The 20,431-nt window shown below is 33.8% G+C and carries 14 protein-coding genes; 8 read left to right on the top strand and 6 right to left on the bottom strand.

All coding sequences use genetic code 11. The features are described from left to right. The first annotated feature begins 11 nt into the window (after positions 1 to 11). The 3 genes from DR871_RS08470 to DR871_RS08460 are packed head-to-tail and all read left to right on the top strand — an operon-like array spanning position 12 to position 5,773. Positions 12 to 2,666 (top strand): gliding motility-associated C-terminal domain-containing protein, encoded by a 2,655-nt coding sequence (locus DR871_RS08470; protein ID WP_113665690.1) that lies wholly within the window; start codon positions 12 to 14, stop codon positions 2,664 to 2,666. Between the two features lie 31 nt (positions 2,667 to 2,697). Beyond that, positions 2,698 to 3,633 (top strand): PorP/SprF family type IX secretion system membrane protein, encoded by a 936-nt coding sequence (locus tag DR871_RS08465; protein ID WP_113665691.1) that lies wholly within the window; start codon positions 2,698 to 2,700, stop codon positions 3,631 to 3,633. 10 nt (positions 3,634 to 3,643) lie between these two features. After that, positions 3,644 to 5,773: an OmpA family protein gene (locus tag DR871_RS08460; protein WP_113665692.1), complete on the top strand. Its 2,130-nt coding sequence runs from the start codon at positions 3,644 to 3,646 to the stop codon at positions 5,771 to 5,773. A gap of 60 nt (positions 5,774 to 5,833) precedes the next feature. Here DR871_RS08460 and pheT read toward each other — a convergent pair whose 3' ends face one another. Next, on the bottom strand, positions 5,834 to 8,254 hold the full coding sequence (gene pheT, locus DR871_RS08455) for a phenylalanine--tRNA ligase subunit beta (protein WP_113665693.1): 2,421 nt from the start codon (positions 8,252 to 8,254) through the stop codon (positions 5,834 to 5,836). A gap of 265 nt (positions 8,255 to 8,519) precedes the next feature. Here pheT and DR871_RS08450 point away from each other — a divergent pair, with 265 nt between their 5' ends. The 3 genes from DR871_RS08450 to DR871_RS08440 all read left to right on the top strand — a co-directional run bounded on the left by DR871_RS08450 (position 8,520) and on the right by DR871_RS08440 (position 11,612). Continuing rightward, complete coding sequence (locus DR871_RS08450) at positions 8,520 to 10,025, top strand: aldehyde dehydrogenase family protein (RefSeq protein ID WP_113665694.1); 1,506 nt, start codon at positions 8,520 to 8,522, stop codon at positions 10,023 to 10,025. 65 nt (positions 10,026 to 10,090) lie between these two features. After that, positions 10,091 to 11,158, top strand: a complete 1,068-nt coding sequence (locus DR871_RS08445) for a 2,3-butanediol dehydrogenase (RefSeq protein ID WP_113665695.1) — start codon at positions 10,091 to 10,093, stop codon at positions 11,156 to 11,158. Positions 11,159 to 11,237: 79 nt separating this feature from the next. Beyond that, positions 11,238 to 11,612: a DUF779 domain-containing protein gene (locus DR871_RS08440; protein WP_113665696.1), complete on the top strand. Its 375-nt coding sequence runs from the start codon at positions 11,238 to 11,240 to the stop codon at positions 11,610 to 11,612. 2 nt (positions 11,613 to 11,614) lie between these two features. Here the strand turns inward: DR871_RS08440 and DR871_RS08435 are convergent, their stop codons facing one another. The 5 genes from DR871_RS08435 to DR871_RS08415 all read right to left on the bottom strand — a co-directional run bounded on the left by DR871_RS08435 (position 11,615) and on the right by DR871_RS08415 (position 19,123). Beyond that, on the bottom strand, positions 11,615 to 12,541 hold the full coding sequence (locus DR871_RS08435) for an AraC family transcriptional regulator (protein WP_113665697.1): 927 nt from the start codon (positions 12,539 to 12,541) through the stop codon (positions 11,615 to 11,617). Between the two features lie 76 nt (positions 12,542 to 12,617). Next, positions 12,618 to 13,481, bottom strand: coding sequence for a bestrophin family protein (locus tag DR871_RS08430; RefSeq protein WP_113665698.1), 864 nt, complete (start codon positions 13,479 to 13,481; stop codon positions 12,618 to 12,620). A gap of 28 nt (positions 13,482 to 13,509) precedes the next feature. Then, entirely contained in the window at positions 13,510 to 14,823 is a 1,314-nt protein-coding gene (locus DR871_RS08425; protein WP_113665699.1) for a TolC family protein, read from the bottom strand. Positions 14,824 to 14,900: 77 nt separating this feature from the next. After that, the gene (locus DR871_RS08420; protein ID WP_113665700.1) at positions 14,901 to 17,996 is read right to left on the bottom strand and encodes an efflux RND transporter permease subunit; all 3,096 of its coding nucleotides are present in this window, start codon (positions 17,994 to 17,996) and stop codon (positions 14,901 to 14,903) included. Positions 17,997 to 18,064: 68 nt separating this feature from the next. Then, on the bottom strand, positions 18,065 to 19,123 hold the full coding sequence (locus DR871_RS08415) for an efflux RND transporter periplasmic adaptor subunit (RefSeq protein WP_113665701.1): 1,059 nt from the start codon (positions 19,121 to 19,123) through the stop codon (positions 18,065 to 18,067). Between the two features lie 228 nt (positions 19,124 to 19,351). On the opposite strand from DR871_RS08415, the gene DR871_RS16620 reads away from it, so the two are divergent. Beyond that, positions 19,352 to 19,477: a hypothetical protein gene (locus DR871_RS16620; protein WP_262707885.1), complete on the top strand. Its 126-nt coding sequence runs from the start codon at positions 19,352 to 19,354 to the stop codon at positions 19,475 to 19,477. A 44-nt stretch (positions 19,478 to 19,521) separates the two neighbouring features. Beyond that, the gene (locus tag DR871_RS08410; RefSeq protein ID WP_113666046.1) at positions 19,522 to 20,115 is read left to right on the top strand and encodes a 2OG-Fe(II) oxygenase; all 594 of its coding nucleotides are present in this window, start codon (positions 19,522 to 19,524) and stop codon (positions 20,113 to 20,115) included. Positions 20,116 to 20,431 lie beyond the last annotated feature (316 nt).

Raw genomic sequence — 20,431 nt, 5'->3', positions numbered from 1 at the left:
ATGAAACATTTATGATTATAAAATTACCCTTAATTAGAGTTAAACACCTTTATTGTTTTTTTTCTTTTTTTCTTTTTATTTTTTGTACCTATGATGCCTATGCACAATGTTCAGGAATTGCTGGAAATGATGATAACAGCATAACTATTTGCGATATTTCAAACGTATCTAGTACAGCTATAGATTTGAATTTGCAATTAGGTTCTCATATTTCTGGCGGAACTTGGAAAGATGATGATAGATCAGGAGGATTAAATAGAACGACGGGAATTCTTAATGCTCAGTTAATTAAGAAAAGTGGTGTCTATAAATACACGTATACTGTTTCGGATGGGTTAGGTTGTACAGATACTGCGGTTATATCCATAACTGTAGGTGGATATACAGGAGTACCGGGGTCCAATGCTTCAATTTGTAATACCAAACAAGCTTATAATTTATTTGAGGCTTTTAATGGTGATTTTTTAGCGCCACAACTGGGTGGTACTTGGGTTGGAAATACAAGTAATATAGGCTTAAATAATAATATACTGGATGCTACAAATTTAAATCCTGGTAGTACTTACGAATATACGTATTCAATACCAGCTATTGGTTCTTGTGCAGCGCCTCCAGAAGTTAAAATTTTTGTAACAATTTATCGATCGCCACAGCCTGGAACTCCGTATGATTTGAATTTGTGTTCCAATGAACTAAGTGCTTACACCAATTTTAATTTAAACGATCAACTAATAGGGGAGGATAGTAACGGTATTTGGACTGAGACTGTAACGGATGAAATCGACAATAACGACGATACTGATTCCACTATTAATATCCAAAATATTTATAATACCAAAGGACCTGGGACATTTCGTTTTACTTATACAGTATTCACGGATAATAATGTTTGTGATGATCAGTCATCAAGTGTAGATATTACCATTGAAAAACAACTCGATTATACAGGAGCAACTTTAACTGTCAATACACCCATTTGTGAAAAAGAAATTGCTGTAACAGCTTTTTCAGCCACTTTGAAAGATGTTGTGAATATTCCAGATGGAAGTTATAGCGTTACGTATACTATATCAGGTATTGGATCGCCAATAACAACTATTCAAAACTTTTCAAATAATGTTTTGACTTTTCCAATTGCTTCTAATAATTTTTCTGTTCCCGGAAATTACACTATCACGGTTACAAATATTGTCAGTGGCTCATCACTTAATATTTGTAATAATATAATTCCTTTAATTTCGGGAGTGATTAAAATTAACCCAATTCCTAAAATCAATAACGCTACACTTACTATTGCTCCAGTTTGTCAAACTTCTGACGCCGCAGTAGAATTTTCGGGGACCTCCAATCTTGCTGACGGAAGTTATACTATTGTTTATAATTTATCTGGAAGTAATATAGCCACGGCACAATCGACTGTTATCAACGTTACCGGTGGACTTACTTCATTTTTTATACCAACAGGTTTAATTCCAAATATTGGTACTACAACAATTGCAATTACAAATATCAGAAATCTCACTACCGGCTGTACCAATATGGCAACCTTGTCTAAAGATTTTGTTGTTAAAGCATTGCCAGATGTAACCAATTTAGTAGTTACTATTAAAGATGTTTGCCAAAATCAACCTGTCACTGTGGAACTCTCAGGATTAGGGAATTTAACATCTATTTTTTTAAGCTATACTCTTTCAGGGTCTAATAACAGTGCTTCGCAAATAGTAACCTTAGCAGTGAATTCTGGAAAAGCTAGTTTTGTAATGCCGGTAAATAATCTTCCTAACACAGGTAATACTTCATTTACGATTACTGACCTTACTAATGTAAATAATGGTTGCTCAGCAATAATAAATCCAAATTCTAAGAGTTTTTTAATAAATGTAATACCAAACAATCCAACAGTTACGAATCAGGAATTTTGTAAAGTTGAAAATGCTACTGTTGCCAACTTAATTCCAAATGGTTCGCAATACCGATGGTATAATTCATTGACAAGTACGACTGCTCTAAATAGTAGCGCACTTTTGGTAACAGGTAATTATTATGTAAAAGAAATAAATTCTGTAACAGGATGTGAATCCGGACTAGAAATGGTAGCAATTGTAATAAATGAATTATCAACACCAATTTTAAATCAAGATGGTGAAAACTTTTGTGGATTAGATAATCCTACAATTCAAAATTTATCTGATAATGTTACTAGTAACGGTACTTTAGTTTGGTTTGATGGTGCAGTAAGTGGAAATCAATTGTCTGCTACTACATTGCTTCAAGATAATCGTATCTATTACGGATTTGATTCTACGACTGCTAATAATTGTTTTTCAACAAATCCATTACAAGTTACTGTATCCCTTACAAATTGTGATGTTACGGCTGATTTCTTTATACCTGATGGGTTTTCACCAAATGGGGATGGCGTAAATGAAACATTTAGTATTCCGGACATTGATTTTTTATATCCTGATTACACATTGGAAATTTTCAATCGATATGGAAATTTGATGTACACCGTAAATAAAAATAAACCGGATTGGGACGGAACAGCATCGGATTCTAGTACTGACATCAATGGAAAAGCACCAAATGGAGTTTATTTTTATGTTATTAATTTTAATAAAGGTAACACTTCACCAAAACAAGGACGACTTTATTTAAATCGTTAATGGTTCTTTACAAGTTAAAAACAAATTTCAAATGAAAAAAACACTACTATTTTTAAGTTTTTTCTTAATCATAATTAAAGCATCAGCACAACAGGATCCACAATACACACAATATATGTTCAATATGAATGTGCTAAATCCTGCGTATGCCACAGGAGTTGAATCCACTTTAAATCTTGGAGCTCTATATAGAACGCAATGGGTAGGAGCCGTTGGCGCCCCAAAAACATTGACTCTTTTTGCCCATATGCCAGTAAATAAAAAAGTTGAAGTTGGTTTCTCATTAATTTCGGATGATATTGGAGACGGTGCTAAAAAAGAGAATAACTTTTTTGCAGATTTTGCTTATTTGTTAGAATTCAATAATAATCATAAATTATCTCTAGGATTAAAAGCGGGTTTAACATCCTTAGCAACTAATTTTAATGGGTTTGTTTTTGAAAGTGGCAATGCTTTAACAGATTTAGCATTTTCTGAAAATATTAATGATGTCATGCCAAATATTGGTATCGGAGCATTTTACTTCACGGAAGAGTACTATGTAGGTTTATCAGCACCTAATTTGCTTGCTACAAAACATATTGAGGAACGTTCAGGAATTAACTCTTTTGGCTCAGAAAATATTCATGTATTTCTAACTGGTGGTTATGTTTTTGATATCTCGCATTCATTCAAATTTAAACCATCTTTTATGTCAAAATATGTTAAAGGCGCACCAATTTCACTAGACCTTTCTGCTAACGTTCTATACAATGACCAATTTGAATTTGGAGCTGCATATCGATTTGGAGATTCAGTAAGTGGTATGATGAATGTAAAAGCAACGCCTAACATCAGAGTTGGATATGCCTATGATTACAATACGTCTAATCTGGGGCAATTCAATTCTGGAACACATGAAATTTTTGTATTGTTTAATTTGGATTTATCTAGTAAAGGATACGATAAATCGCCAAGATTTTTCTAACATATAAAATATGAAAAAAATAGTACTGATTTTAATCGTATTTTCAATACAATTAATAAACGCCCAAGAACAAGATTTAAAAAGAGCCAATCGTTTTTTTGACAGAACTTTTTATAATGAAGCTATTCCATTGTATGAATCCATTATTCGAGAAAACAGTTCAGTAACGGTAGTTAAGAACCTTGCTGATAGTTATTATTTTACGAGTGATTTTGCAAATGCACAGCGCTATTATAAACTATTGATAAATAATTATAGTAAAGATCTAGAAGAAGGGTATTATTTTAAATATTCCCAAACTTTAAAAGCTACTGGAAATTACAAAACTGCTAATTCAGTTATGAGAAACTATTTTTCTTCATTAACGGATCAAAAATTTTTGATTGACTTTGAAAAAGAGCTAGTCAATCTAGAAAATGTTTCTGCTATCGGTAATCGATTCGAAATAAAAAATTTAGGGATAAATACGCCAAATTCTGAATTTGGAGCAGTCTCAGAGAGAGGGAATTTAGTGTTTTCGGGAGTAAAAAAGAAAGCAGGTTTATTTGATAAAATGTATAAATGGAATGGTGAAACGTATTTGAATTTAATTTCAATTCCTTTAAAAAATATAAATTCCAGTAATTCAATTGTAAATTATTTTTCTAAAGAAATAAATACTTCCATGCACGAATCTAACGCTGTATTCACCAAAGATGGAAAGACAATCTATTTCACTAGAAATAATTATAAAAAAGGAAGAAGAGGTAAGAATAATGACAAAGTTTCAAACCTTCAAATTTATAAGGCTCAATATGTTAATGATAAATGGATAAATATAGTTTCGTTACCATTCAACAGTGAAAATTATTCTACAGAACATCCAGCATTGAGTACTGATGAGAAAACTTTATACTTTGCATCCGACATGCCAGGATCACTAGGATCTTTTGACATTTTTTCAGTATCAATAAGTGGTGATGCATATGGTACTCCCCAAAATTTAGGTAATCTAATTAATACTTCCAAAAAAGAACAATTTCCTTTTATTTCAAAAGACAATAGATTATATTTTTCGTCAAATGGACATGAAGGTTATGGATCGTTGGATGTTTTTGTTTCGCAGTTGCAAAATAACGTATTCTTAAAAGCTGAAAACGTAGGTTTGCCTCTGAATTCTGGATATGATGATTTTGCTTTTTACATAGATTCAGAGTATAATGAAGGTTATTTTTCATCCAATCGATTAGGAGGAAAGGGTAGTGATGATATTTATTCTTTAAAAGAGGTAAAGAAATTACTAATAGAGGATTGTAAGCAATTTATTTCCGGTATAATTTCAGATGTAGATACAAAATTACCATTAGAGAATACTGTAGTTGTTTTACAAAATTCTGATGCAATAGAATTGCAAAGAATTGTAACATCTGCAGACGGTGCATTTAATTTTACAGTTTCTTGTGAAACAGAATTTAAAGTAAATGCATCCAAAGAAAATTATACCAACAGTTTCAAAATAGTTGCTCGTAGCAAAGAAAGAAATAAGAGGAATGATGCCTCAATGGAATTAAAATCTATGGAAGAAATAGCAAGAGCAGCGCAATTGATTCTTGATGAACAGAATAAAACAGAATTAGCTGCCTTAGCCTTGAAGAAAAAAGAAGCAATTTTAGCGCAGGAGCAAAACAAAAAAGATCTTGTAATAGCAGCCAAAAAAGATAAAGATTTAGCCGAAGCTAAGAAGAAAGAAAAAATAGAAGCAATTGTAGCGAATGAAAAAGATGTAGTTCAAGAAAAAAATAGATTAATCATTAAAACAGATCCGATCTATTTTGACTATAATTTGTGGTATATCAGAAAGGATTCAAAACCTATTTTGAACAGAGTTGTTGAATTAATGAAAAAATATCCTGAAATGGTTGTTGAAATTGGTTCGCATACAGATAGCAGAGGTAACAACACGTTTAATATGAATTTGTCATCCAGAAGAGCGCAAGCAACAAGAACTTATTTTCTGGAACAAGGAATCCCTTCCAAACGAATTCTTGCTAAAGGATATGGAGAGACGGTCCAAAACATAAAATGTATTCCTGAGGACTCTTGTACTGAAGAGCAACATGAGTTAAACAGACGTAGCGAATTTGTAATTAAAAATATATAAAAACAAAATCCCGATTCTAATTTTAGAATCGGGATTTTATATAATATAAAAAAATAGAAATTATCTTAAACTTGCTCCAAGTTCAGTTTCAAAATTCTTTTGCAGTTTGCAGATAATTTTGTCAATTTGAACATCCGTCAGTGTTTTAGAACTGTCTTGAATGGTAAAGCTTAAAGCGTACGATTTTTTACCTTCAGGAAGATTTTCTCCTTCATAAACATCAAATAAATTAATATCTTTCAAAAGTGCTTTCTCAGTTTGACGAGCAATGTTATAAATACTGTCATACGTTATATTTTTATCAATTAATAACGCCAAATCCCTGCGAACTTCAGGATATTTAGGAATTTCAACATATTTTATTTTTGTGGAGATTTTCTTTAGAATTGTATCCCAATCAAAATCAGCATAAAAAACTTCTTGTTTGATTCCAAAATGTTTTAGAATCGATTTTTTTACAATTCCAAACTCTAAAATGGTTTCATTGCCAATCGAAATAGCTAATCCTTCAGAAAAAACATCCGAAGTGACGGGATTATTTTGTGCTTTATCTAAACCTAATCTTGAAAGTATCCCTAAAATATATCCTTTGAACAGAAAGAAATCAGATGGCTTCTGCGTAGCGGTCCAGTTTTCTTGATTTCTATTACCGGTAAGGAATAAACTCAAATGTTTTTTCTCTTCGTAGCCAGCTAGGTAATTATGATAGGTTTTACCAAATTCAAATAATTTTAAATCGGCATTCTTACGATTGATGTTATACGATACAGCTTCCAATCCTGAAAATAACAAAGATTGACGCATTGTGGATAAATCAGCACTCAAAGGGTTAAGCATCGTCACATTGTGTGCAACATTCAATTCATCTGAAAGCGCAGCATAAGAAGCTGTAGTCAGTGAATTTGCCATTATTTCATGAAAACCTTGAGAATTCAATTGTGTAGCAATCGTATTTTGAATTTTATAATCTTCGTTTCTAGGTGAATTCGAAACCGTAGCATTTAACTTTTTAGAAAAATTAATGTTGTTGTATCCGTATACTCGCAATATTTCCTCAATTACATCAATTTCTCTTTGTACATCCACACGATAAGAAGGAATAGTCAATCCCAATCCTGCATCTGAAACACTATTCACTTTAATATCTAAAGAAACTAATATTTTCTTAATGGTATCTTTTGGTATTTCCTGACCAATAATTTTTGCAACTTTACTAAAGTTTAAAAAAACAGAAAAATCTTCAATTTTCTTAGGATACATATTCATAACATCAGATGTTATTTCGCCTCCAGCAACTTCTTGAATTAATAAAGCAGCACGTTTCAATGCATATTCTGTAATAGTTGAATCAATTCCTCTTTCAAAACGGAAAGAAGCATCCGTATTTAGTTGATGTCTTTTGGCTGTTTTGCGTATACTTATAGGATTGAAATAAGCGCTTTCTAAAAATATAGAATTGGTACTTTCTGAAACTCCTGATTTTTTCCCACCAAAAACTCCTGCAATACACAAAGGTCCTTTTTCGTCACAAATCATTAAATCTTCTTCATGTAATGTTCTTTCCACATCATCCAGAGTAGTAAATTTGGTTCCAGCAGGAAGAGTTTGAACTATTATTTTACCGTTAATTTTTGAAGCATCAAAGGCGTGAAGTGGTTGACCTAATTCATGTAGAACATAATTTGTAACATCAACAATATTATTTTTTGGATTTAATCCAATCGCTTTTAATCTATTTTGTAACCAAGCTGGAGAAGGTTTAACCTCTATACCAGAAATTGTCACCCCGCAATATCTTGGGGCAAGTTTAGGTTCTTTAACATCAATGTCAATTTTTAGAGTTCTTTTGTCGACTCTAAAATTACTTACGGATGGTGTAATCAATTCTACGTTGACACCACTTTGCAGCATTCCGGCTCTTAAATCACGAGCAGTTCCTAAATGGCTCATTGCATCAGCACGATTGGGTGTTAGTCCAATTTCGAAAACCTCGTCATTTTCAATTTTGAAAACTGTTGCCGCTGGAGTTCCAGGTAATAAGGCATCATCCAATATCATAATTCCGTCATGACTTTCACCAAGACCTAATTCGTCTTCAGCGCAAATCATTCCGTGACTTTCCTGTCCGCGAATTTTTCCTTTCTTAATTGAAAAAGCGACTCCTTCTTTATCATATAGTGTCGTTCCAATAGTAGCAACCGGAACTTTTTGTCCTGCAGCAACATTACTAGCACCACATACAATTTGAACAGGAACACCATTTCCTAAATCAACGGTAGTTATTTTTAGTCTGTCAGCATCCGGATGTTGAATACAAGTAAGTACATGTCCCACAACAATGCCTTCTAATCCGCCTTTTACCGATTGGTATTTTTCAACAATCTCTACTTCAAGACCTAAATCGGTTAGTAATGCTGCGGTTTCTTCGGATTTCCAGTCTATTTTAATGAATTGTTTTAACCAGTTGTAAGATATTTTCATCTGTTAATTTTAATGAGACTGCAAATATAAGGATTGCTTATTGGAGTAAGAAACAATTTTTTTGGTTTTTTTGTGTCAGATTCGGGCTAATTACTACTGGAATTAAATGTTAATATTGCATTATAAGCCATAATTAAATGTGAATTAAACAATAAAATTAGGTTAAAAAAATACATATGAAAATTTAATGCTATTAGTTGAATGAATTGTGCTATGAAAAGAAGAATTAGCAAACTAAATTTGAGAAAAATAAAAATTTAACGATATGGATAACGTAGTACAAAGACCTGAATTTAAGGCTAAATATGATAATTATATAGGTGGAAAATTTGTTGCACCAGTAAATGGTAACTATTTTGATGTAGTTTCTCCTATTGATGGAAAAGTATTTACACAAGCTGCTCATTCAAGCAAAGAAGATTTAGAGCTGGCTGTTGATAAAGCACATGAAGCTTTTCAGACATGGGGAAAAACATCTGTAACGGAGCGTAGTAACTTATTGAATAAAATTGCTCAGGTTATTGAAGATAACTTGGAATACCTTGCAACTGTTGAGACGATTGATAACGGAAAAGCAATTCGGGAGACATTAGCGGCAGATATGCCTTTAGCAATTGATCACTTCCGCTACTTTGCTGGAGTTATTCGTGCTGAGGAAAGCTCTATTACCGAGTTAGATTCGCAAACGGTTTCTATCGCTTTAAGCGAGCCTTTAGGAGTAATTGCTCAAATTATTCCTTGGAATTTCCCAATTTTAATGGCTGTTTGGAAACTTGCGCCAGCATTAGCAGCTGGAAATACTGTAGTTTTAAAACCAGCAGAAAGTACGCCAATTTCTATTTTAGTTTTAATGGAATTAATTGGCGATATCCTTCCTCCGGGAGTTATAAATATTGTTAACGGTTTTGGTGCTGAACTTGGAAGAGCTTTGGTAACGAACAAAAAAGTGTCAAAAGCAGCTTTTACCGGTTCTACGCCAACAGGTCGTTTAGTAATGCAATATGCTACCGAAAATATTATTCCAGTAACCTTAGAATTAGGTGGAAAATCTCCAAATATTTTCATGAAATCAGTAGGTGATGCGGATGATGATTTCTTCGATAAAGCGATTGAAGGTGCGGTAATGTTTGCTTTAAACCAAGGTGAAATTTGTACCTGTCCTTCTCGATTATTGGTTCATGAGGATATTTATGATAAATTTATTGCCCGAGTAATTGAAAGAACGGAAGCGATAAAAATGGGAAATCCATTGGACAGAACAACAATGATGGGAGCTCAAACTTCTTTGGTTCAAAAAGAGAAAATTCTATCGTATATAAAATTAGGAAAAGAAGAGGGTGCAGAAGTTCTAACGGGTGGTGAAGAAAATCATCTAGAAGGGAATTTAGCGGAAGGGTATTATATCAAGCCGACACTTTTTAAAGGGCATAACAAAATGCGTATTTTTCAGGAAGAAATTTTTGGACCCGTTTTAGCGGTTACTACTTTCAAAACCACTGAAGAAGCGATAGCTATTGCAAATGATACGATGTATGGTTTAGGAGCTGGACTTTGGACACGTGACGCACACGAAATTTATCAGGTACCAAGAGCGATTCAGTCAGGTCGTGTTTGGATTAATCAATACCATTCTTATCCTGCAGGAGCTCCTTTTGGAGGGTACAAACAATCTGGAATTGGTCGTGAAAATCATAAAATGATGCTAGGTCATTACCGCCAGACAAAAAATATGCTGATTTCTTATGATAAAAAGAGATTAGGTTTCTTTTAGAGATGAAATAAAAATTAAAAAAAGGTAAGTTTTAAAGCTTACCTTTTTTTATAAATCAAAATATTATGTTACCAAAAACAATGAAAGCTGCCCGCTGGCATGCTGCAAAAGATATTAGAGTAGAAGAAACAGAAATCCCAACAACAGGTTCAAACCAAGTTAAAATTGAAGTTCAATTTGCAGGAATTTGTGGTTCAGATCTTCACGAATATACACATGGTCCCATGTTGATTCCAGTTGAAAAACCGTATCCTTTAAACGGTCATCAAGGCACAACTACTTTAGGACACGAATTTGCCGGAATTATTTGTGAACTTGGGGAACAGGTGAAGCATCTAAAAATAGGAGATCGAGTGGTAGTTGAACCGCTTTTCAAAAATCCAGATAGTCCATTTATTACCAACGGAGAGTATAATCTGTCTGAACCACTGGGTTTTGTTGGGTTAACTTCTAATGGTGGTTTTGCAAAATACACAGTTGTCGAAGATTATATGGTCCATAAAATACCGGATTCAATGAGTTTTGAACAAGGTGCTTTGGTAGAACCTGCTGCAGTTGCCGTTTATGCTGTTTTGCAAAGTGGTTTAAAAATGGGACAATCTTGTTTGATTTATGGTGCTGGACCAATTGGACTTTTGTGTGTTCAAGCCGCTATTGCTGCCGGAGCAGCAGAAATTATTGTTGTTGATATCGCAGATAAACGTTTGGAAAAAGCCAAAGAAATTGGTGCAACAACTATCATCAATGGTAAAAGTGAAAATATTTCGCAACAAATTAAAGACTTGATTGCTGGTGGTGTTGATATTTTTCTGGATGCAGCTGGTGTTCAAGCCTCATTTGATGGAGGAATTGCCAGTTTAAAAAATGGAGGAACTGCTGTTTTAGTGGCTTTATTTGGAAAACTGGTAACACTCGATGCTTTTGATCAGGTTGTTCGCGAAATCACAATCAAAGGGATTATTGCCTACAGAAATATATTTCCTCAAGTGATAAAATTAATTGACCTTGGACGCATGCCGGTTGAAAAATTAGTAACAAAAAGAATTACTTTAGATGAGATTGTAACGGAAGGATTTGAAGTATTGGTTTCGAATCCATCTCAAGTTAAAATTTTGATTGATATTAACGGATAGCATAAATCCCTAAATTAATTTAATAAAAGTATACAGCCATAATTTTAAATAATTGTGGTTGTATTTTAAAGGACTGACTATGACAAAAAGAATTGATGCAACAGAAAAAGCAATAGAATTAATCAAAATATTGCAGGAAAAACATGGTGATTTAATGTTTTATCAAGCTGGAGGTTGTTGTGAAGGAACGCAACCGCAATGTTTTGAAAAAGGAGGTTTTTACCAAAGATTGGGTGATGTTTGTATAGGTACAATAGAAAATACGGAATTCTGGGTAGACAAGGATTTATTCGAATACTGGAAACACGCTCATTTTACTTTGGATGTTATTGATGCATTTGGGGTTGGAGGATTTTCATTGGAAACACCTTTGAAAAAAACATTCCGAATCGAATATAGAATTTTTACACCTGAAGAAGAATTATCGCTTGAACCCGTAACGTATATTGAATAAATCTAATTGATTACGTACAATAATTGGTATTGTTTTGGAGTAATTCCTTCATGTTTTTTAAACAAACGAATAAAGTAATTGGAATCTTCAAATCCGGATAAGTAGCAAACTTCATTAATTTGTATTGTAGGATTTTTGAGTAACTGTTTGGCGCATCTTATTTTTTCACCAATCACAAATTCGATAGGACTCATACCTAATTCTCTTTTGAAAAGTCTATAGAACGAAGTAGAGCTCATACAGGCTTTTTCGCTTAGATTTTTCATGCTGATATTTTCCTTTAAATTCAAGCGGATAAATTCTACCACTTGTGTGATTGGATTTCTTGGGTCGGCAAATAAACCATCATCTATTGCTTTTGCGGTTTGAGTTTGAATTATCCGAATCAGTAATTCCTGTAAAGTCAAATCGGCCAAAGCATCTTTTGTAATAGAGGTGCTCATGCATTCTTTTATTAACTTATTAATGGTTGTTGCTAATTCCACATTATTATAAAAGAAATAATTTTGGTAATCCAATTGCCAGAATTGGTTTTTTCCTTCTTTTGGATACCGTTCGTTCAAAAACTGCAAAGTATCTGTAATTTTAGTTTGGTCTATCGCCAAAGCCAAACACTGCGTAGGATTATTTTTTGAAGCTTCCGGAAAATCTATTTTCATTTCCACATTCGAAGGAATCACAACGGTTTCTCCAGGTAAATAAACAAAACCAGGATCGTCAAAAAGATGCATTACTTTTTTACCTCGCAACATGCTGGTCACCACAAAATCATTAAATTTCAAAGGAACTAATACCGCAGATTCATAGGTTTCAAAAAGATTCAGCTCACAATGGTTTAGGGAGTAAACTGTTCTATTTTCGACTAATGTTTTTAATGATTTCTCGTTGGATAAAAGAGGTGGATTTATAAGCGCACGGTTACTATTCATTTATTTTAAACTTTAAAAAAAGGCAAAGTTTAAATTTAATAAAAAAAATTAGAATTAGAACACGGTTTAACAAAAATTAAAGTAACTCTTCTACATGTTTTTTTATGTTCTCAGCAATTTTATGTGTCGGTAAATCATTAGCATCCGTACCAAAAGGATCTTCAATTTCCTCAGCGATTAACTCTAAACTAGCCAAAACATAAAAAATAAATACTACTACAGGAATGACAAAATACCCTAAACTAATGGCATATCCAAAAGGAAGTGTAAGCACATAAAAAAATATAAATTTCTTTAAAAAAGCGCTGTAAGAGTAGGGAATAGGGGTGTTTTTAATTCGTTCGCATGCACCGCAAATATCAGTAAAGGATTTTACTTCTTCGTTTAAAATAATCAGTTGATCACCCGTTATTTTTTTTGAATCGTATAAGTCATTGATCTTTTGAAACAACATTTTCGCAACCTGATTCGGCTTGTGTTTGTGATGATCAATTTCTAAATCTACATCGTCAAACAATTGTTTACTAGTTTCGTCATCTTTTAAATGTTTGTTTAAAATAGAAGCATAACTGGGAATTAGGTTTCTGAAATATGCTAAGTCTTTTTCATCTGTTAAAATCACGGAGAGTTTAATGGCAAAATTACGACTGTTGTTTACTAAAGCGCCCCACATTTTTCGTCCTTCCCACCAACGGTCGTAAGCAGTATTAGTTCTGAAAACCAGTAGTAAAGAAATCACGAAACCAAGCATTCCGTGCATGAGAGTAATGTTTTTTACGTAACTTTTATCAGTCAATTTCCAGTATTCTACTTCTAGATATCCTATTATCCCAGAATAAACTGCGATGGCAAACATTATTGGCAATAATGTTCTAAAAGTGTCCGATTTCTGTAATCTAAAGATAAAAGTAATCCAGTCTTTTGTATTGTATGAAATCATTTAAGCTGCTTTTTTTAACAAAAATAAATTAAAAAATAAGATTTCCAGCTAATTCACGTAGTGCAATTTCAGATAATTTGCCTTGAAATTGAGCATTGCTGTAACGTACTTTGGCGTTCACATAATTCAATTGCGCTGTTCTGAATTCTAAAGTAGTTATCGTTCCAATGCGAAATTTGTCTAAAGTTATGTTCAAATTTTGTTTGGCAATCAATTCATTATTTTCTTCTAAAGCAATCAATTCTAAATTGGTTAAATAAGTCTGATAAGAAGTCGCCAGCTGCGAGTTTAAAACCAAATTTTGCTGATCTATATTTAACTTCGAATTTTCAATTTGAATCTTGGCGATTTTCTCATTTCGGTTCTGTGCAAAACCATCAAATAAATTTAATGAAGCACTAAAACCATAGTTCAAACCTCTTGATTGCGATTGTGCCACGAACCCAAGGCTGGATTGACTTTCTGAAAAATTATAGGCGCTATTTACGCGAACAGTAGGGTAACGTCCAGCTTTAATTTGCTTTAATTCTAATTCGGCTACTCTCTTATTAATAATTTGAGTTTCTAATTGTGGATTTTGTTTTTCCGCTAAAGCTCTTAATTCTGGTAGTAAAAGTAAGGAATCTACCTTCAGAACATCGATAACTTTGAAATCTGTGGCAACATCTCTGGCCAACAGTTGATTTAATAAAATTTTACTGTTGGCATACAATTCTTTTTGTCTTAATAATGCAACCTGATCCGTATTCAAATCCACTTGGGCATTCAAAACTTCTAATTTTGAAGCTTTTCCAATCGTAAATCTATTTTGCGCCAAAGTCAATCGCTGGTTTGAAATAACGATTGTCGTGTCTAGTGCCGCTAATTGTTGTTGTTGCTGAACCAAATCATAATAAGCAGCATTCACGTCACTGATTCTTGTTATCAATGTCAGTTTTAATTGTGCTTCACCCAGTTTTTGCAACTCTTTCAACTGATCCATTCGTGCAAACATCCGCATTCCATCAAAAATGGTCCAATCCAGTCCAACGCCATAGGTTAAACTGTTGTTTTTGGCATTGTCTAATTTTGTTTCAGTTCCGTCCTGACGCGTTTGTGAACTGTTTTGAATACTGTTATTATCAAGTATATTAGCAGTAACAGTAGGCAACATTCCAGCGTTTCCGATAGCAACATTTGTTTTTTGAATGGTCAAATTATTGGTGGCAATCTTTATTTCGTAATTGTTTTCCAAAGCTATTTTAACAGCGCTTTCTAACGTCAGCACTTCCTGCGCACTAGCTGTTGCAGCGCAGAACAAGATTAGTATAAAGCTTTGAAAAAGTATTTTAGTATGTGTCATAATTATATTTTTTTGACTCGGATCACTATTTATTCAAATGAATATTTTTATCCCAAATCATCAGCGTTCCATTAAAATTAGTTGAAATCTTTTTCATATTCTTCAATATGATCAAATTCAGGATAGTGTTTTCTTGCTTTGGACCACATCAGATACATTGCCGGAATAACGAATAATGTTAAAACCAAAGAGAAAATAGTTCCACCTACAATTACAACTCCCATGCCAATTCTACTAGTTGATGCCGCTCCAAGAGACAATGCAATTGGCAGTGCTCCAAGTGAAATCGCCAAACTCGTCATTAAAATTGGTCGTAATCGTGCTTCCGAAGCTTCTAATATGGCTTCTAATTTTGGTTTGCCTTGTTCCCGCAACTGATTCGCAAACTCGACAATCAGGATTCCGTTTTTGGTTACCAAACCAATAAGCATTACAGTTCCAATTTGGCTGAAAATATTCCAAGTTTGATCAAACAACCACAAGGAGAATAAAGCTCCTGCAACGGCCATTGGCACGGTCAGAATAATGATGAAAGGGTCAATAAAACTTTCAAATTGTGCCGCCAAAATTAAAAATATCAATAATAAAGCCAATCCAAATGCAAAAGCAGTATTCGAACTACTTTCAACAAAATCCCTTGATTCTCCACCTAAATCAGTAGTAAAGGTATCGTCAAGAACTTTGGCTTTTATTTCGTTCATCGCATCAATTCCATCGCTGATACTTTTGCCCGGAGCAAGACCAGCAGAAACAGTGGCCGCCATATACCTGTTGTTGTGGTACAATTGTGGGGGATTACTTTTTTCTTCAATAGTTACCACGTTGTCCATTTGGATTAATTGTCCCATATTATTTTTGACAAACATAGAAGTTAAATCCAATGGTTTTGAACGGTCTTTTTGATCAAATTGTCCAATAACTTGATATTGTTTTCCATTTCTCATGAAATAACCAAAACGTTGTCCACTCAATGAAAGTTGTAACGTTTGCGCAATATCAATCACTGAGATTCCTAAACTCTCCGCTTTTTCTCTGTCAATAGTGACATTGACTTCTGGTTTGTTGAATTTTAAATTCACATCGCTAACTGCAAAAGTTGGGTTTTTAGCAACTTCATCCATGAAAACAGGAATTTTTTCTTCCAGTTTTTTAAAGTTTGATGCTTGAATAATGTATTGAATCGGCAATCCACCGCGTCGGTTTACGGCGATAGTTGGTTGCTCAATTACGGATGTTTTTGCATCCGGATATTGCTTCGTCCATTTGGTTAATTTTTCTGCAATTTCTTTTTGAGAATCGGTTCTTTCATTTGGTTGGACCAATGATACCCGAATAAAACCACTATTTACTGATGAAGATCCAAAACCAGGAGATGTAATTACTAAGGCAACTTTTTTTCCCGGAATCGAGTCATCAACTAACTTTGAAACTTCCTGCATAAAGCGATCCGTATATTCATAGGAGGAACCTTCAGGTGTTGTCATTCTTAAAACAAAACCACTTCGGTCATCATAAGGTGCCGTTTCTTTTTGCAAAAGGTTGAAAAACAAATAAATTAACCCAAAACAAGCAATTAGAATAGGGAAACTCAACCATTTTTTCTTCATAAAACGACTTAATGCACTAGCATAACCACTATTTAGTTGTTGAAAGTAAGGTTCCGTTCGAATGTAGAATTTTGATTTTTTTTGTTCGCCGCCTTTCATTAAATAAGCGTTCAACATTGGGGTTAATGTCAACGATACAAATGCAGAAATCAGTACAGCTGCGCCAATGACGACGCCAAATTCCCTAAACAGTCGACCGACAAATCCTTCGAGGAAAATTACCGGAAGAAATACCGCTGCTAAGGTGATCGAAATCGAAATTACCGCAAAGAATATTTCGTTAGATCCTTTGATGGCTGCCTCGATAGGCGTCATGCCTTCTTCTACTTTTTTGAAAATATTCTCGGTGACCACAATTCCATCATCGACCACAAGTCCTGTTGCCAGAACGATTGCCAATAAAGTCAATACGTTTATAGAAAAACCAAAAAGCCACATGATAAAGAAAGTAGCGATTAATGAAACAGGAATATCAATCAACGGTCTAAAGGCAATCGCCCAATCCCGGAAGAATAAATAGATAATCAAGATTACCAGAACAATTGAAATCCCTAATGTTTCCGCTACCTCAATAACCGATTTTTTTACAAAAATAGTATTGTCAATGGCGATATTCAGTTTAATATCTTTAGGTAAATCCTTTTTTAATTTTTCGAATTCCTTATAAAAAGCAGTGGAAATATCTAAATAATTAGCTCCTGGAAGTGGCACAATGGCGACACCAACTAATGGCGTTCCAGATTGCGTCATTTTGGTTTCGGTATTTTCTGGTCCAAGGCTTGCTAATCCTACATCGCTGAAACGTACTACTTTTTCACCTTCAGTTCGGATAATAATATTGTTAAATTCTTCAGGAGTAGAAAGGTTTCCAACTGTTTTTACCGTCAATTCGGTGTTGTCACCAGTTAGTTTTCCCGAAGGTAACTCTACATTTTGCTTATTCAACGCATCCCTCACTTCAGATACAGTACATCCATAAGAAGCCAGTTTGACAGGATCAATCCACAAACGCATCGCGTATCTTTTTTGTCCCCAAATTTGAACACCGCTCACGCCAGGAATAGTTTCAAGACGTTGTGAAATCACATTTTCAGCATAATCACTCAGTTCTAATGCATTTCTCGTATCACTTTGTACGGTCATCGAAATGATGGCATCGCCATTCGCATCCGCTTTAGAAACTACTGGCGGAGAATCGATATCCTGAGGCAGGTTTCTTACCGCTTGCGATACTTTATCACGGACATCGTTTGCTGCATCTTCAAGATTTTTATCCAGATTAAATTCGATAGTTATATTACTGCTTCCTTGCGCACTGGAGGAAGTTACATTTCTAATTCCGTCAATGGAATTGATTGCTTTTTCTAGCGGTTCTGTAATTTGGGATTCTATGATATCGGCATTTGCACCAGCATAATTCGTACGAATCGAAACTTGAGCGGGATCAATCGAAGGAAATTCTCGAACACCCAGAAAGGTGTAGCCAATTAATCCAAACAAAACGATGGCTAAATTAATTACTATGGTAAATACGGGTCTTCTAATACTTGTTGTGGATAAACTCATTTAGATTTTAGATTTTTGATTGCTAATTTTAGATTTTTGATTGTTAGGAACGAATCTTATATCTCAATCTATTTTATTAGAACTTTAACTGGAGTTTCGTTTTTTAAGGACATAACACCGCTTGTAATCACGGTATCACCTGCTTTCAAACCAGAAAGTACAAGTATAGAAGCATCAGTTCGTGTGGCGGTTTCTATCATTACTTCTTTGGCTTGACCATTACTGGAAACGAAAACTTTTTTACCGTTTTGAACTGGAATAATGGCTTCAGTAGGAACAACAATTGCATCTTTTATGATATCCAATGGCAATTCGACATCTGCAAATGTTCCCGGCAATAATTTTCCGCTTTTATTTTCGGCAATCGCACGAACTTGTAATGTTCTGGTAGCAACAGCCACTTCAGGTTCGATTGCGTATACTTTGGCAGTATATTTTTCATCAGAACCAGCGACTTTAAACGTTAAGGTTGTATTTGTTTTTACCTGACTGGCGTATTTTTCAGGAATTGAAAAAGTAATTTTTAATTTTCCGGTGTTCACTAATTTTGCCACTAAAATGGCTGGTGTGATGTAAGTTCCCGGTGAAATAGAACGCAATCCTATTCTTCCTGAAAAAGGCGCTCTAACAGATGTTTTGGCGATTTGTGCTTTTATCAACTGACTTTGGGCTTGTGCCGATTTTAAATCAGCGCGTGCCAAATCATATTCTTCTTGACTGATTGCTTCTTTTTGCAATAATAATTTGGCTCTTCTTTCGTTTTCCGAAGCCAATCCTTCTCTGGTTGACGTTTGTCTCAATTGAGCTCTTAACTCTAGATCATTAACTTTAAAAAGAACTTCCCCTTTGCTCACATTACTTCCTTCCTGAAAATAAATACCTTCTACAATTCCGGAAACTTCACTGCGAATTTCCACTTGTTCATTTGCTTCAATAGAACCGGAAAGAGACAAGTTATTATCAAAAGTTTCATATTCAACTACGATTCCGTTTACGCTCATCGATTTGCCTTTTCCTTTTGGGTCTTTTGAATCTTCATTTTTACTTTTGTTTTCTGAGATTCTGTAACCGATAAATCCAATGATTCCAATTGTTAGCACGGCATAAACTAGGTATTTAATTTTCATGGGTTTAATATAAAGTAGGATTAGTTTTCAATAATTTTAGTTAAAACAAATTTAGGTTTTAGAAACGGAAATTGTGATGTTGTTAATTTTTATTTAACGTTTGTACATACAAATATTAACATATAAAAATCTATTATTTGTCAAATAATACAATTCATTACAAATAATAGATTTTAGGACTCCTAAAATTGCAAATGGTTTAATCATGAAGTAAAAAAATGAATTTTTATGCAAGAATTTAGTGCGAAAGATCAAGAGCAAAATTCAATAATGACTGTTTTTATTGAAGAAAGTATAAATTTAGCTTTTAATTTTTTATTTATTACATATTCAGACGCTAACGGATTTGATTAGTGTACCTTGCCCCGTTGGCGGTATTTTCAGTCAATTCAAAAGACATGGAAAATACGTTCGAGGATTTAATTGCCTCATATATTGAGAGTAAAGTAGGCATATCGGAACATTTTTTAAGCACTGATTTAGCCAATAATTTAAAACAAAACTTGATTACTCTAAATCAAAAAAGCCTCCTGAAAGATGCTGGAATTGGAAATTCACAAAAGGTTTCTTATGATAGTGCTATACGCAGCGACTCTATTTATTGGTTGGATAAAAAGCACAACAATGTATTTGAAAATGAATTTTTTATTCAAATAGAAGCCTTTATTGTTTATTTAAATCAAAGTTGTTATGCAGGAATAACAGGTTATGAATTTCACTACTCTTTATATGAATCGGGAGATTTTTATCTGAAGCATTTGGATCAATTCAAAAATAATCCTGGTCGAAAATACTCTATGATTAGCTATTTAAATAGCAATTGGCAGGAAAGCGATGGTGGCGAGCTGCTCATTCATCAATTAGACCAAAATTTGAAAATTGCTCCTACGCATGGTAAAACAATTTTCTTCAAGAGCGACGAATTAGTCCATGAAGTTTTAGTTACCCAAAATACCAGAATGAGTATTACGGGTTGGTTGAAAATCGATTAATTCCTACAAAAAAACACATTCATTGGGATGGATTTTTTTTAATCAACTCCTTTACAAGTCCTAATAGGTTAAGAACTTCTACGACTTTACATCTACTTAAGTTGCTTCTTCATTCTTCAATATTCTGCACATATTGAATGCTTTAATTAAGAAAAAATTGCACTCCGTCAAAGAAAATACTCCAGCTATAGGAACCGAAAAATGGGGTAATCCAACTCTTGTTTCTATTTTTTTACGTGGTTTAGTTTTTTATAGATTTTTTTATTGAAATTTTCGGTATTAACATGCAAAGGGTTACCCTATATTCCAAGCCCAG

The organism is Flavobacterium petrolei, assembly GCF_003314435.2.
GTDB lineage: Bacteria > Bacteroidota > Bacteroidia > Flavobacteriales > Flavobacteriaceae > Flavobacterium > Flavobacterium petrolei.
Note: the sequence above shows the minus strand (reverse complement) of the source record. Positions and strands in the feature narration are given on the sequence as shown.

What these genes read in the sequence shown, in the direction of transcription:
- DR871_RS08435 (WP_113665697.1), bottom strand. Translation starts at nt 12,541, where the DNA reads ATGAATAGTAACCGTGCGCTTATAAATCCACCTCTTTTATCCAACGAG.
- DR871_RS08465 (WP_113665691.1), top strand. Translation starts at nt 2,698, where the DNA reads ATGAAAAAAACACTACTATTTTTAAGTTTTTTCTTAATCATAATTAAA.
- DR871_RS08445 (WP_113665695.1), top strand. Translation starts at nt 10,091, where the DNA reads ATGTTACCAAAAACAATGAAAGCTGCCCGCTGGCATGCTGCAAAAGAT.
- DR871_RS08470 (WP_113665690.1), top strand. Translation starts at nt 12, where the DNA reads ATGATTATAAAATTACCCTTAATTAGAGTTAAACACCTTTATTGTTTT.
- pheT (WP_113665693.1), bottom strand. Translation starts at nt 8,254, where the DNA reads ATGAAAATATCTTACAACTGGTTAAAACAATTCATTAAAATAGACTGG.
- DR871_RS08440 (WP_113665696.1), top strand. Translation starts at nt 11,238, where the DNA reads ATGACAAAAAGAATTGATGCAACAGAAAAAGCAATAGAATTAATCAAA.
- DR871_RS08415 (WP_113665701.1), bottom strand. Translation starts at nt 19,123, where the DNA reads ATGAAAATTAAATACCTAGTTTATGCCGTGCTAACAATTGGAATCATT.
- DR871_RS08460 (WP_113665692.1), top strand. Translation starts at nt 3,644, where the DNA reads ATGAAAAAAATAGTACTGATTTTAATCGTATTTTCAATACAATTAATA.
- DR871_RS16620 (WP_262707885.1), top strand. Translation starts at nt 19,352, where the DNA reads ATGCAAGAATTTAGTGCGAAAGATCAAGAGCAAAATTCAATAATGACT.
- DR871_RS08450 (WP_113665694.1), top strand. Translation starts at nt 8,520, where the DNA reads ATGGATAACGTAGTACAAAGACCTGAATTTAAGGCTAAATATGATAAT.
- DR871_RS08410 (WP_113666046.1), top strand. Translation starts at nt 19,522, where the DNA reads ATGGAAAATACGTTCGAGGATTTAATTGCCTCATATATTGAGAGTAAA.
- DR871_RS08425 (WP_113665699.1), bottom strand. Translation starts at nt 14,823, where the DNA reads ATGACACATACTAAAATACTTTTTCAAAGCTTTATACTAATCTTGTTC.
- DR871_RS08430 (WP_113665698.1), bottom strand. Translation starts at nt 13,481, where the DNA reads ATGATTTCATACAATACAAAAGACTGGATTACTTTTATCTTTAGATTA.
- DR871_RS08420 (WP_113665700.1), bottom strand. Translation starts at nt 17,996, where the DNA reads ATGAGTTTATCCACAACAAGTATTAGAAGACCCGTATTTACCATAGTA.